The sequence below is a fragment of the Halohasta sp. A2 genome, from assembly GCF_056175805.1.
The window spans coordinates 1-12,846 of the sequence record NZ_JAQFWV010000083.1 but is presented as its reverse complement, the minus strand read 5'-3'; the positions used below and the strand labels follow the sequence as shown (position 1 = coordinate 12,846).

Below are 12,846 nucleotides of genomic sequence, written 5' to 3'. Positions count from 1 at the left end.
ACTTCTGAGTATAATCCAGTCCTATCGTAGGCCGTCGGAATAATATACTAATTTTGACCAATTATTTATTTTCAGACCTTATTTAGTTAGTTTTAGATTCTGTCACTGAATTATGGGTAAGAGACAGCCGTTAACGGCGAGGAGGATGTCACTGGTTCGACATCGTCCGCCAGACGTCGTCGAGCTTGTTTTTGACGACCGACCGTTCGGAGAGTTCGACTGCGACTCCGTTTGAGAAGTTGATTTCGATCTCGTCGACGTTGCGCCGGTAGACCTTGATTCGGCGGTGTTCGTCCGAGAGCGGCCGGTCGTGCAGCTCCAGCAGGTTGGTCTCAGTGAGTTCGTTGATCCGCCGGTAGCAGGTGGCGATCGGCACACCGAGTTCGTCACTGAGATCTTGGGCGGATTTCGGGTCGGTTGTCGCAGAGAGAATGTCGGTATTGTATTTGTTACCGAGTACCTCGATCAGATCCTCAGCTGTCATTCGTTGATAATTGGGAGTATCTTAATAAAAAGGGTGTCGGTGGCTCTGCGCGCGCGACCCTGTCGACGCAGATCTCACCTCCGGTATTCGGCGTTCGGCGGTCGACAGGTGATTCGAGCGCGGGTGTCGACCGACCGTGAGAGACGGTCTCACGAGGGGCGTTTTGCCGCGGTGAATGTGGTCTCAAACGCTGTGTTCCGCATCGAGACGGGCTCTGAGTTTGTTTATCAGTTTGTATAATTTGGAACGCGGTTTTAATATTGACATTCTATTTTGGACACATAGCGTCTGTGCTCCCGACATCGGGCGACAGGCGGGACAAAACTATGTTCACAAACGAAAATCGAGGTCAGGTGGGAATCGGGACCCTCATCGTGTTTATCGCGATGGTTCTGGTTGCTGCCATTGCCGCGGGGGTACTGATCAACACAGCTGGCTTGCTCCAGAGTCAGGCCGAAAACACCGGTGACGAATCGAGCGATCAAGTTAGCGACCGCGTACAAGCTGTCAACGTTGTGGGTATTGCAGAAAATGACGACGAAATTCACGAAATTGATGTCAACGTGCGCCGGTCGTCTGGCGCTGGCGACATCGATCTCAACGAAACGACCGTGGAAGTGTTTGCAGCTGGCGATTCGGAAACACTCAGCTTCAACGATAGCGAGTCCAACGGAGAATACTTTGACGTCATCGATTCGAGTGAAAGCGACAACACGCTCAAGGACTCCGATGATCGCGCCACGATCAATATCGATCTAGATGAAGCAACGGGTTACATAGGTCCAGATGAGACGGTCGAGATCGAGTTGAGAACCGCGTCGGGTGCGACGACCTTCATCGAGAAACGTGCACCGAGCACGATCGACGGTGGCGACGAATACCGCTTATAAATAATCAAAGGAAGTCACAACAATGTTCAACGATAACGACAGAGGTCAGGTAGGAATCGGAACACTCATAGTGTTCATCGCGATGGTGTTGGTGGCGGCGATCGCTGCGGGTGTGCTGATCAACACCGCCGGTCTCCTCCAGAGTCAGGCAGAAAACACCGGTCAGGAAAGCAGCGAGGAGGTCAGCGACCGCGTCCAGGTGTCCACAGTCACGGGGGAAACCAACAGCAGTAGTAGAATCGATAACGTCACGCTCAGTGTTTCGAAAGCATCGGGTGCTGGTGACATCGATCTCACGAAACTCACGGTCGATGCCTTCGCTAACGGCCAAAGTGGCACATTCACGGATGATGGGAGCGGTGACAACGAAGAGTACAGTCTCAGCGCAGTCGAGGGCAGTGGTGAAGAACTCGAGGACACGAGCGACATCTACGAAGTAGAATTCGACCTCAGTGATATCAACGATGAGGCTCCACTCGATTCCGGCGACGAGATCGAGCTAGAGGTGACATCCTCGTCGGGCGGGACTACCTTCGTCGAAAAGCGCGCACCGAGCACGCTCGACTCTGACGAAGACTACAGGCTCTAACTGAGCTTCGGTCACACAGTTTTTCGCTATCGGCGGGCGCTTCCGACCCCACGGTTGGACACGCGCTCGGTGATCCCTCACGTGAGGGCAACACTCTTTTACCAGACTGACAAACTCGCACATAGCCATGGGCTCGGATAATTCGGACTCGGACGACGATTCTCGCGAGCGCGTGCTCGCGCCCGACGAACTCGATATCACCAAGCGTCCGGAGGTCGAAGAGATCGACGACGGGCGGTACGTCGTCTCGCCGAACGGGCCCGCGAAGAAACCGGATCGAGAGCTGCTCGACAACCCCGACTGGCTCGACCGCAAGGAGGATGACGACGACCGCGCCCAGAACCCCCAACAGTCGACCACCACTCCCACCACGCCCACAGACGCCGAGCCGTCGACGCCCCGCTCTGACGAGCCGAACCCCGACCCGCGCTCTCGTGAGCCTTCAAAAACACAGTCGACGCAGTCGAGGTCGGCGGCCGAGTCGAACACACCGACTCAGCCGACCTCGGAACCCGAGTCGACTCCAGCATCAGACCCCTCGAAAACCGGGTCGACCTCGAAATCAGGGTCGACCCGGAACTCGACGTCGACAGCCGACCGGAACCCTGGGCCCGCCTCGACGGATCTCGCGGCACACGACCAGCCGCCAGCCGAGCCACCGTCGGTCGAGATCACCAACGAGAACGTGAGTGCCTTTCTCGCCCAGTCGCTCGCCCAGGCCAGCGGCGACTACGGTTTCGATGCGACGCTCAACATCGAAGGCCAGGTCAACCGCGGGCGGATGACCTCCGATGATATCGGCGAAACGCTCGAAACCCTGCTGCGGTGGTACGCCCGCCAGACGACCGACGAAGTCGAACCCGAAGTCGTCCTGGGAATTATCCTCGCCGGCAGCGACCTCGCAGTCGAGTACCCGGTCCAGAGCGTGTACACGATGGTCAAACAGTACGGCCTCACGCCGGACGATTCGATCGGCGACCTGCTTGCGGCAGTGCGAACCGAAGGGTCGTTTACCGTCCCGCCGTCGACCGACCGCTGAGTCGCCGTCGACCGATCGTTTGGTTGCTGTGTGGCTGTTCACCGAAACCTGAAGGTTTTTATTCAGTCAGTGAACTGCCGCGGCCTGTGTTCTCAGTGGTGATAACTGTAGGGGAGTGTTTATGATAATGGGGCGATGCGAACAGCATATATGCCAAAGCGTGTGCTGATCGCCGACGACTCCGAGTTTATGCGGAACCTCCTCCGTGAGATCTTGGAGGGGGATTTCGAGATCGTCGGAGAAGCCGAAAACGGTGTCGAGGCCGTCGACTTGTACAACGAACACGATCCAGACATCACGATGATGGATATCGTCATGCCGATCCGCAGCGGGATCGAGGCGACCGACGAGATTACGAGCGCCGATTCCGACGCGAAAGTGATCATGTGTACTAGTGTCGGCCAAGAAGAAAAAATGAAGGAAGCAATCAAGGCCGGAGCGTCGGGCTACATCACCAAACCGTTCCAGAAACCCAACGTACTCGAAGCGATCAACGACGTCGTCCCTGCCTGATATGAAAGTCGACATCCGCGAGCTTGGGCAGTTCAACCATCTCGCCTCACTCGGTGCCGAGCGTGCGGCTGGCTCGCTGTCACAGCTAACCGGCATCCAGATCGACGTCGAGGTCACCGATGTGAGCCTCGTTACCGGCAACGTGCTGGCCGAAACGTTCACCGGCCAGTCGTTCGTCGGCGTCGAACTCGGCCTCGAAGGTGGCCTCGAAGGCGAGACCGTGCTCGCGTTCGAACGCGAGCGGGCGCTTATGCTGCAGGACCTGTTGTTGCAGGCAACGGGGTCGAGCGACGAACTCGCCCAAAGCAGTGTAACCGAGCTGGGAAACATCATGATAGGCGGATTCATCGACGGCTGGGCTAACCACCTCGGCACCGCGATCAACATGACGCCGCCGAAGTACACCGAGGCCGTCGGCCCGCGCATCCTGCCGGATCAGGCGATCCAGGCGGCCAAGGAACACGGTGTCTTCCTGTTCGAAAGCCGGCTCGAAGCGATGGATGTCGACCTGGATTTTTCGATCTACATGCTGCCCGAATACCGCCAGTTCGTCGAACTGCTGTCGGGCAGCGACGGCGGCAACCAGATTCCTGTCAACCGTCTCAGTGCCTTCGAGCAGCTGGCGACACAGGGTGCGGGCAACGCCGCTGGCCAGATCGGGATGATGACCGGCCTCGATACCAACGTCGACGTGAGTCGGCTCCGGTTCGTTCCGCTCAAAGGCGTGCCGCGACAGGTCGGCGACGACCGGTTCGTGGGTGTCGTCTTCGAACTCACGGGGTTGCCCAGCGGCTATCTCGTCGTCCTGTTCGACGAGGAGTCGGCCCAAACGGTCGCCAGCTCAATGATGCCCGGCGGTGGGACGGGCGAAGACGGGATCGGCGCGATGACCGAGGGTGCGATCAAGGAGCTGGGCAACATCATGACCAGCGGCTTCATCGACGGCTGGGCCAACGTCCTCGGCACGAGCATCGAACACACACCGCCGAACTTCGTCCACGACATGGGTTCTGCGATCATGAGTCCCGTCATCGGCAAACTCGGCCAGCGACAGGAGTACGCGTTCGTGATCGACTCGACGATCGAAATCGACGGCCACCAGGGACGGTGTGACATCTACGCGCTTCCTGACGAACGCGAACTCGCTCGGGCACTGTCAGCACTCCCAACACAGTCCTGACCACCCTCTGTCCTCCCTTGCAGTCGACACCACGTGATCATCCGTGAAACGCCTTGAGACAGACACACAGACGGTTGCCCGACAGAAGATCGGCATCGCCGAGTACGCTGTCGTCACCGACGAGACCGTTCTCATTACCAGTGGACTCGGCTCCTGTCTCGGCATCGTTCTCTACGACCCGAAACACACGGTCTCGGGGCTGATCCACGTCATGTTACCAAGTGTCGACGATGCACGCGATTCGTCGCCTGCGAAGTTCGTCGACACCGGGATCCCGCTGTTGATCGACGAGATGGTCACCGCGGGAGCAGATGCCGATCGGCTTCGTGCATGGGTTGTCGGCGGCAGCGAGATGATCCAGTTCACCTCGGGTGGCCAGTCAATCGGGAGTCGGAACATCGCGATGGCGAAAAAGCTGATCGACGACCACGGGCTTCGGCTGGTCGACTCGGACGTCGGCGGGAACCACGGCCGGTCTATTCGGTTCGATCCCGCCAGCGAGTCGCTTTCGATTCGGACTGCCGACGACACCACTCGGTCGTTGTAAGCGACTCGTTCGTCACTGTGGCCGGTTCTCGCAAAATCTCATCCGTGAAATTCAGAGGGGTGGTTTGAAGTATACTGGTCGTAACGTTTTCAGATAATGGGTCTCGGTATATCGTTCCTCGTCACACTCCCCGCGCTCGATGGGATTTCGCTGTTGGGCACCGACCTGTCGGTGCTCGGTCCCACGGCCGCAGGAACCGCAGGGCTCGTCGGCGCGAGTATTATCGATCGGATTCTCGATTCGAACGATGATGACAATGACACCGGCAGTGGAGGCGGTGGCGACGCACTGATGGACGACGGCGAGTTCGGCGGAATGGGTGGTGGCGGTGACGACTTCGGCGGGATGGACGACGACTTCGGTGGGATGGACGGCGGGTTCGGTGGTGGCGACGACTTCGGCGGGATGGACGACGACTTCGGTGGCGGCGGTGGCGGTGGCGGCAACATCGACGAGCTCGAACACCAGGTCGACGAGCTCGAAAACGAGGTCGCCAGCCTCTCGTCGACGGTCGGCACCGTCAAAAGCGAGAACACCGAGATCAGCGACCGGATCGAAGACGTTGAAGAAGACGTCAGAAACCTGCTCGATATCTACGAGATGGTCACCCGCGGGATCAACCCGTTCGTCGACGAGGCCGACGCCAACGAGTTCGACGTCGGCACCGGCGGCGGTGGACTAGGGCTGTTTGACGACGGTTCCGACGACGAAGCCGACACCAGCACCGCCGCCGACGAGGACGTCGACGACGGCGTGATGAGTGCGGACGCGGACGGCTTTTTCGACGACGAACTCGTCGAGGAAGACGACGACGAGTTCGAAGATGAACTGGACGAAGACGAGACAATCGAAGACGAAGAAATGGTGAGCGAACAAGATTCAACCGGCGGTAAGTCGTTTAGTGAACTGAAAGACGAGTACGATTCGGGAGACGCCTCGTGGGCCGACGAGGACGCCGATGAGTTCGACGAGATGGATGACGGACTCGATGACGACGGCTTCGGTGAGATGGACGACGGCTTCGAGGACGACGACCTCAACGATCTCGGCGAGTTCGACGAGGGCTCCGACGAGTTCGGTGAGTTGGACGATGACGACGAGTTTGACGAGATAAACGACGAACCCGACGAAGCGCTGGCAGCCGAATCCGACGCCGACGACTCCGAGGCGTCGACCGAAGCCGACGCCGCGACTGGATCCGACTTCGAGTACGTCACCTCCGATCAGCTGTCGAGCAGCGGTGACAAACCGTACCTCACGTCGATTCCCGGCGACTACGTCGGCGATCTGGTCGTCATGGAGTGGCTCGAGTTCCTCGTCGAGGAGTCGACCGTCACTGACGCCGCCCGAGCGGTCAACTACTACGAACGCATCGACTGGATCGATACACCGGTTGCAAACCACCTACGCTCGTTCCTTTCGGGGTTCGGCAACATCGACCGCAACAAGGTCGACCGTCCCGGCTGCGACCAGCTGAATCGGATCCACCACGTCCACAGCCTGAAATACATCATGAAGCTCAACAACGGCACGACTGCGACGTCGGTGATCCTCGATCGGTGGGATACCTTCGCGCCGGGCGAAAATGGGCTTTAGTGTCAGCGCGTCGACGGCAATCATCTTCGCGGGGTTGTTCCTCGCGGTCGGCACGCTGTACCCTGCGGTCTCGAACGGCTACGAACAGATACAGGACGCGGAAGTCGACCGTGACGATTCGCAGCTCGATATGCGAAACACCGACATCGAAATCGACTCTATCGGCTCGGATACAATCACCGTGAACAACACTGGCTCGACATCGCTGGACGTGACGCAGCTCGATCTCGTGATCAACGGCGAGTACCAACCACGGGATACGTACGACACGAGCGTCGACGGTGACACTGACACCGAGCTATGGCTTCCAGGGGAGACGCTCGAACTGACAGGGTTCGAAGACGAGCCGGGGCGCGTCAAACTCACCACCGAGACCGGTGTCACTGACACGGGGGAGAACTAACGATGGCGAGCGTTTCGGCATCGCACCTGATTATCTTCATCGCGAGTCTCGTGATCGCCGCTGGCGTCGTCGGCACGCTCACCACCGGCGTCGACCGGCTCAACGGTGCGATCGACGACCGGAGCGTCGACGTCACCGAGCAGGTGCGGATGGATATGACGATTGTGAGCGATCCCGGCGGGGAGTACACCGAGGACGAGGAGCTGACCGTGTACGTCCGCAACACGGGCTCACAGGCGGTTTCGATAGAGGAATCTTCGGTCGACGCCGTGCTCAATGGCGCGTTCGTCGCAAACGACGACCTCGACATCGAGGACGCCAACGACGAAGAAGACGAGGAAACTGTCTGGCGGTCCGGGGAGGTCGTGCGCATCACGATTTCCGAGCCACTGATCGACGAGGGAGACAACCGGCTGTATCTGACGGTCAACGAGGACGAAGAGCTGTTCGAATTCCGAGGTTCATAACCATGAGTAGAGCACACAGAAACCTGATTTCGCTCGGTATGGAGGAGCACGACCGGTTGAACAAAGAGCTGGGTGGCGGCATTCCACGCGGTAGCATCGTCCTGTTGGAGGGCGACTACGGGGCTGGCAAGAGCGCTATCAGCCAGCGGTTCAGCTACGGCTTTACCCAAGAAGGTGCGTCGGTGACGTTTCTGTCGACCGAGCTGACTGTCTCAGGGTTTATCGACCAGATGAACTCGCTTTCGTACGACGTGGTCAAGCCGCTGCTTCGCGAGGAGCTGCTGTTTCTGCACGCCGATTTCGACACCTCCGGTGCGCTTCTCGGCGACAAGAACACCGAGCGGAAACAGCTGCTCAAGCGGCTGATGGAGGCCGAAACCATGTGGGAACCGGATATTGTCATCATCGACACGTTCGATGCGATTTTGCGGAACGACCCGACGTTCGAGTCGCTTGTTCGCCAGAACGACGAGCGACAGGCCGCCCTCGAGATCATCTCGTTTTTCCGTGATATGATCTCCGACGGCAAGATCATCATTCTCACCGTCGACCCCTCGACGGTCGACGAGGAAGCCATCGGCCCGTTCCGTTCGATCGCCGACGTGTTCATCGAGATCCAGATGGTCGAGGTCGGCAACGACATTCGTCGCCAACTCCAGGTCAAGCGGTTTGCCGGGATGGGCGAACAGGTTGGCGATACGATCGGGTTTTCTGTTCGGTCCGGAACTGGTATTGTCATCGAAAGCCGTAGTGTAGCATAAGGAATAGCCATGACAGATCAAGGAACTCCCAAACCGTCTGACGAACTCAAGCAGATGGCGATGCGTCGGCCACATCTGCGCGAGCATCTGATGAAGTTCAAGCAGATCACTGGCGAGTTCCCGCTGTTCGTCGAGTCACCCGATGACTACGAGACGCGCCGACCCAACGTGCTGTATCCAGTCGGCGGGCCGATTTTCGTGCACGTTCACGGTGACGTCGGCCAGAAACTGAAGTACTACACCGTCGAGCCGACGCTCTCGGACTCGGAGGCCGTGATTCTCGAAAAGGTCAAACGCAAGCTGCTGTCGATGAGCGGTCACCGAAGCTCACCGGACGACGAGTCGGGCTACGACGACCTGATCGAAGAGCTTCTCGAGGACGCGACGTACATTTCGGACGGCGAGACCACGTTCTACGACCGTGTCAAGCAGTTTTGGAACCTCGGCAAGATCGAGGTCAACCAGCAGACCTACTCGTCGATCCGCTACCGGCTCAACCGCGATATCGTCGGTTTTGGTCCGTTGGAACCGGTGATGCGCGACACCCAGAACGAGGATATTCACGTTATCGGCCCCCACGAGTGCCACATCGATCACGGAACGTTCGGCATGATGCCGACGACCGTCGACTTCGGGACGCTCAAGGAGTACGACAGCTGGCTCCGAAACATGGGCGAACGGATCGGCGATCCGGTTTCGGACTCCGATCCGATCGTCGACTCGACGCTACCCGATGGCTCGCGTGTCAACATCATCTACTCGAACGACGTCTCGATCAAAGGTCCCTCGATGACGATCCGACAGGGCGAAGAGGTGCCGTTGTCGGTCAACCAGATCACCAACTGGCAGACGCTCTCGCCGGAGCTGGCAGCCTACCTCTGGCTTTGCCTGGAGAACGAACAGACCGTCTTCGTCGTCGGCGAGACGGCATCCGGCAAGACGACCACGCTCAATGCCATTCTCTCGTACATTCCACGGGACGCCAAAATCTACACCGCCGAGGATACCGCCGAGGTGCTCCCGCCGCACGACACCTGGCAGCAGTTGATGACCCGAGAAGGTGAAGAGGGAAGCGAGGTCGACATGTTCGATCTCGTGGCGGCAGCCCTCCGGTCACGTCCCGACTACATTATCGTGGGGGAGGTTCGTGGGGCGGAGGGACGGATGGCGTTCCAGGCCGCCCAGACCGGCCACCCCGTCATGCTGACGTTCCACGCCAGCGACATCGTCTCGATGATCCAGCGCTTTACCGGCGACCCGATTAACGTCCCCGAGACGTTCATGGACAATGCCGACGTCGCGCTGTTCCAGAACCGGGTCAAACAGGGCGACAAGGTGCTTCGGCGTGTCACGAGTGTCCAAGAAATCGAGGGCTACTCCAAGGAGATGGACGGCGTCGTCACTCGTGAGGTGTTCACCTGGGATCCGGTCGAAGACGAGATCATCTTCCAGGGGATGAACAACTCCTACGTGTTGGAAGAACAGATCGCGACGCTGCTGGGCTATGCCGACACCCGAGACATCTACGACGATCTGCAGTACCGCGCCGAAATCACCGAACGGATGATTCAGGAGGGTATTTTGGGCTACCACGAGGTCAACGAAACGATCGACGCCTTCCAGCGCGATGGCGTCGAGGGGTTGCCCTTTTCGATGCGCCCCTCGCCCACCCGCAACTAACAGTCTCCATATGGCGACCCAAACCGAGCAGCAAACCGACCGGCTCGATACGCTGTTGTCGTTCATCTCCGAGCTGTTGGCCTCCTACGACAAGCTGGAGATGTCGCGCAAGCGGTATCTGGTCGCTGTACTCTTTCCGTCGTTCGTCGTCTTTCTGGCGACGATTGGGGCCGCCGTCCTGCTGTCCGTCCCGATATTCGTTCGGCTTCCGCTGCCGCTGTTGGGGCTGTTGATTTTCTGTACTGCGGTCCTCTATCCGAAAATCTACATCAGCCAACGCCGCATCCAGATCGAAAACCAGTTCCACCTGGTGATGACCCACATGACCGTCCTCTCGATGACGAACATCGACCGGATGGAGGTGTTCCGAACGCTGGCCACAGAAGAGGAGTACGGCGTGTTGGCCGAGGAGCTGGGCCAGGTCGTCCGGCTCGTCGACACCTGGAACCAGAGCCTCGACGACGCCTGTCGCAGGCGGGCCAAAGAGGTGCCGAGCAAGGCGCTGGCGGACTTTCTGGAGCGGTTGGGCTACATCATGGGCGCTGGCCAGGAGATGAAGGACTTCCTGGTCAACGAACAGGACATCATGATGGAGCAGTACAGCACGGTGTACGAGGGGGCGCTGTCGAACATCGAGGTAATGAAGGACCTGTATATGTCGATGATCCTCTCGATGACGTTCGCGCTCGTGTTCGCGATCGTGCTGCCGATCCTCAGTGGCATCAATCCAACGCTGACGGTCGTCGGCGTCATCGTCATGTTCGTGTTCGTCCAGTTCGGCTTCTTTTTCGTCATCCGAACGATGTCGCCGTACGATCCGGTCTGGTACTTCCCTGAGAGCCGGTTTGTCGAGAACCGCAAGCTCTGGGGCGCACTGGGGTTCGGGGGGATCGGCTCCATCTCGCTCGTGCTGTTCATGGGGCTCGGCTTTCTCGGCATCGGCCCGGGCGTCGACGGACTGCTGTTCTTTCTCGACGAGGTGCCGCTGCCAGTGTACGTCGCGTTTCCGGTTGCTCCACTGCTGGTAACTGGAATCGTCCTCCGCAACGAGGAACAACAGATCCACAAGCGCGACGACCAGTTTCCGAACTTCATCCGCTCGCTGGGGGCGGCCGAACACGCCAAACAGTCGACGACCTCGGACGTGCTCGAAACGCTGCGGACCAAGGATTTCGGCGCACTGACTCCCGGCATCAATCGGCTCTACCGCCGGCTGATGATGCGGCTCAGTCCGGACCAGGCCTGGGGTGAGTTCACGATCGAATCGCGGTCGTACCTCATCCAGAAGTTCAGCGAGATGTTTCTGGTCGGTCGACAGATGGGTGGCAACACGAAACTGCTCGGCGAGATCATCAGCAGTAACATGAACCGTGTCAACCAGCTCCGCGTTCAGCGAAAACAGGCGACAACGACGCTGATCGGCCTGCTATACGGCATTACTGCCGCCTCGACGTTCGCGTTTTTCATCGGCCTCGAGGTCGTCAACATCCTCGCCGATTTCTCGACCGAGCTGGATATCGACCAGTTCGACGTCGGCCAGATCATCCACCCCGACCCCTACAACATTCCTCTCATTGAGTATCTCCTGTTGCTGGTGATCCTTTATAATGGGGCCCTCTCGGCCGTGATGATCCGGACGATCGACGGCGGCAACAAGGCGACCGCCTACATCCACTTCGTGATGCTCACCTGGCTCGGCTGTCTCACTGCCATCTTCACCCGCGAGGTCGTCAGCGCTATCCTCGCGATCTGAGCATCACCTGAGCGGTCCACGAGGATCGCCGTGTTTTATCAGCCGACCACCGAACGACGAGGTATGAGCGATCCGTTCACACCGTTCGAAGTGATCCCGGCAGTCGACGTCCAAGACGGCGAGGTCGTCCAGCTCGTCGCAGGCGAACGCGGCACCGAAAAACGCTACGGCGAGCCCCAGACCGCTGCCGACCAGTGGGTCGACCAGGGTGCGAAGACGCTGCACCTCGTCGATCTCGACGGCGCGTTCGCGGGCGAACGCGTCAACAGCGCGGCCTTCGAGACGATCATCGACTCGACTGAGGTCGACCTCCAGATCGGCGGCGGAATCCGTACTGCCGAAGACGCCTTCGAACTGCTTGAACTCGGCGTCGATCGCGTGATTTTGGGGACGGCGGCGGTCGAAACCCCCGAGATCGTCACCGAAATCTCCGAACGGTATCCCGGCTCGGTGATGGTGAGTCTCGACGCCAAGGACGGCGAAGTCGTCGTTTCGGGGTGGACCGAGTCGACGGGTCTCGATCCCGCCGAGGCCGCCGGGCGCTACGAGGAACTCGGCGCGGGTGCGATTCTGTTTACGAACGTCGACGTCGAGGGGCAACTGGAGGGCGTCGACACCGAACTCGTGAGTCGGGTGTGTAAAGCGGTCGACATCCCGGTGGTTGCCAGCGGCGGGGTGGCAACGATCAAAGACATCCTCGCGCTGCGCGAGGCTGGGTCGGCGGCGGTCGTTGTCGGCACCGCGCTGTACGAGGGCGCGTTCACGCTCGATGCGGCTATCGATGCCGTCTCGAACTGAAACCGAACTGCTTTCGGTGCTACCTAATACAAGGAGAGAGTCCCGGCGTTCACGCCGGGCGTGAATCCGACAAAACACTGCACAAACCACGCTCAACGCTTAATCCAGGGTATCCCCTTTGACTTTCCGTTCGCCTTCAGGGGGTA

General features: G+C 59.2%; 14 protein-coding genes. 13 read left to right on the top strand and 1 reads right to left on the bottom strand.

Annotated features, from left to right (window positions below; genetic code table 11):
• Positions 1 to 148: 148 nt before the first annotated feature.
• Positions 149 to 484, bottom strand: coding sequence for an ArsR/SmtB family transcription factor (locus tag O2S87_RS16150; RefSeq protein ID WP_475409797.1), 336 nt, complete (start codon positions 482 to 484; stop codon positions 149 to 151).
• Positions 485 to 837: 353 nt separating this feature from the next.
• Here O2S87_RS16150 and O2S87_RS16145 point away from each other — a divergent pair, with 353 nt between their 5' ends.
• The 13 genes from O2S87_RS16145 to hisA all read left to right on the top strand — a co-directional run bounded on the left by O2S87_RS16145 (position 838) and on the right by hisA (position 12,700).
• On the top strand, positions 838 to 1,374 hold the full coding sequence (locus O2S87_RS16145; protein ID WP_475409796.1) for an archaellin/type IV pilin N-terminal domain-containing protein: 537 nt from the start codon (positions 838 to 840) through the stop codon (positions 1,372 to 1,374).
• 22 nt (positions 1,375 to 1,396) lie between these two features.
• Positions 1,397 to 1,963, top strand: coding sequence for an archaellin/type IV pilin N-terminal domain-containing protein (locus O2S87_RS16140; RefSeq protein ID WP_475409795.1), 567 nt, complete (start codon positions 1,397 to 1,399; stop codon positions 1,961 to 1,963).
• A 127-nt stretch (positions 1,964 to 2,090) separates the two neighbouring features.
• Complete coding sequence (locus O2S87_RS16135; protein WP_475409794.1) at positions 2,091 to 3,002, top strand: DUF7500 family protein; 912 nt, start codon at positions 2,091 to 2,093, stop codon at positions 3,000 to 3,002.
• Between the two features lie 150 nt (positions 3,003 to 3,152).
• On the top strand, positions 3,153 to 3,515 hold the full coding sequence (gene cheY, locus O2S87_RS16130) for a chemotaxis protein CheY (RefSeq protein ID WP_475409793.1): 363 nt from the start codon (positions 3,153 to 3,155) through the stop codon (positions 3,513 to 3,515).
• A gap of 1 nt (position 3,516) precedes the next feature.
• Positions 3,517 to 4,695, top strand: coding sequence for a chemotaxis protein CheC (locus tag O2S87_RS16125; RefSeq protein ID WP_475409792.1), 1,179 nt, complete (start codon positions 3,517 to 3,519; stop codon positions 4,693 to 4,695).
• A 43-nt stretch (positions 4,696 to 4,738) separates the two neighbouring features.
• Complete coding sequence (locus O2S87_RS16120) at positions 4,739 to 5,242, top strand: chemotaxis protein CheD (protein WP_475409791.1); 504 nt, start codon at positions 4,739 to 4,741, stop codon at positions 5,240 to 5,242.
• Positions 5,243 to 5,338: 96 nt separating this feature from the next.
• The gene (locus O2S87_RS16115) at positions 5,339 to 6,838 is read left to right on the top strand and encodes a FlaD/FlaE family flagellar protein (protein ID WP_475409790.1); all 1,500 of its coding nucleotides are present in this window, start codon (positions 5,339 to 5,341) and stop codon (positions 6,836 to 6,838) included.
• Complete coding sequence (arlF, locus tag O2S87_RS16110; RefSeq protein ID WP_475409789.1) at positions 6,828 to 7,241, top strand: archaellum stator protein ArlF; 414 nt, start codon at positions 6,828 to 6,830, stop codon at positions 7,239 to 7,241. Before O2S87_RS16115 ends, arlF begins: the two co-directional genes overlap by 11 nt.
• A gap of 2 nt (positions 7,242 to 7,243) precedes the next feature.
• Entirely contained in the window at positions 7,244 to 7,708 is a 465-nt protein-coding gene (arlG, locus tag O2S87_RS16105) for an archaellum stator protein ArlG (RefSeq protein ID WP_475409788.1), read from the top strand.
• 2 nt (positions 7,709 to 7,710) lie between these two features.
• The gene (gene arlH, locus O2S87_RS16100; protein WP_475409787.1) at positions 7,711 to 8,469 is read left to right on the top strand and encodes an archaellum protein ArlH; all 759 of its coding nucleotides are present in this window, start codon (positions 7,711 to 7,713) and stop codon (positions 8,467 to 8,469) included.
• Between the two features lie 9 nt (positions 8,470 to 8,478).
• Positions 8,479 to 10,149 (top strand): type II/IV secretion system ATPase subunit, encoded by a 1,671-nt coding sequence (locus O2S87_RS16095; protein ID WP_475409786.1) that lies wholly within the window; start codon positions 8,479 to 8,481, stop codon positions 10,147 to 10,149.
• Between the two features lie 10 nt (positions 10,150 to 10,159).
• On the top strand, positions 10,160 to 11,902 hold the full coding sequence (flaJ, locus tag O2S87_RS16090; RefSeq protein ID WP_475409785.1) for an archaellar assembly protein FlaJ: 1,743 nt from the start codon (positions 10,160 to 10,162) through the stop codon (positions 11,900 to 11,902).
• 63 nt (positions 11,903 to 11,965) lie between these two features.
• Entirely contained in the window at positions 11,966 to 12,700 is a 735-nt protein-coding gene (gene hisA, locus O2S87_RS16085) for a 1-(5-phosphoribosyl)-5-[(5-phosphoribosylamino)methylideneamino]imidazole-4-carboxamide isomerase (RefSeq protein WP_475409784.1), read from the top strand.
• Positions 12,701 to 12,846: the final 146 nt, after the last annotated feature.

Coding starts and splice junctions, on each gene's coding strand:
- O2S87_RS16150 (WP_475409797.1), bottom strand. CDS start 484: ATGACAGCTGAGGATCTGATCGAGGTACTCGGTAACAAATACAATACC.
- O2S87_RS16140 (WP_475409795.1), top strand. CDS start 1,397: ATGTTCAACGATAACGACAGAGGTCAGGTAGGAATCGGAACACTCATA.
- O2S87_RS16135 (WP_475409794.1), top strand. CDS start 2,091: ATGGGCTCGGATAATTCGGACTCGGACGACGATTCTCGCGAGCGCGTG.
- cheY (WP_475409793.1), top strand. CDS start 3,153: ATGCCAAAGCGTGTGCTGATCGCCGACGACTCCGAGTTTATGCGGAAC.
- O2S87_RS16125 (WP_475409792.1), top strand. CDS start 3,517: ATGAAAGTCGACATCCGCGAGCTTGGGCAGTTCAACCATCTCGCCTCA.
- O2S87_RS16115 (WP_475409790.1), top strand. CDS start 5,339: ATGGGTCTCGGTATATCGTTCCTCGTCACACTCCCCGCGCTCGATGGG.
- arlF (WP_475409789.1), top strand. CDS start 6,828: ATGGGCTTTAGTGTCAGCGCGTCGACGGCAATCATCTTCGCGGGGTTG.
- arlG (WP_475409788.1), top strand. CDS start 7,244: ATGGCGAGCGTTTCGGCATCGCACCTGATTATCTTCATCGCGAGTCTC.
- arlH (WP_475409787.1), top strand. CDS start 7,711: ATGAGTAGAGCACACAGAAACCTGATTTCGCTCGGTATGGAGGAGCAC.
- O2S87_RS16095 (WP_475409786.1), top strand. CDS start 8,479: ATGACAGATCAAGGAACTCCCAAACCGTCTGACGAACTCAAGCAGATG.
- flaJ (WP_475409785.1), top strand. CDS start 10,160: ATGGCGACCCAAACCGAGCAGCAAACCGACCGGCTCGATACGCTGTTG.
- hisA (WP_475409784.1), top strand. CDS start 11,966: ATGAGCGATCCGTTCACACCGTTCGAAGTGATCCCGGCAGTCGACGTC.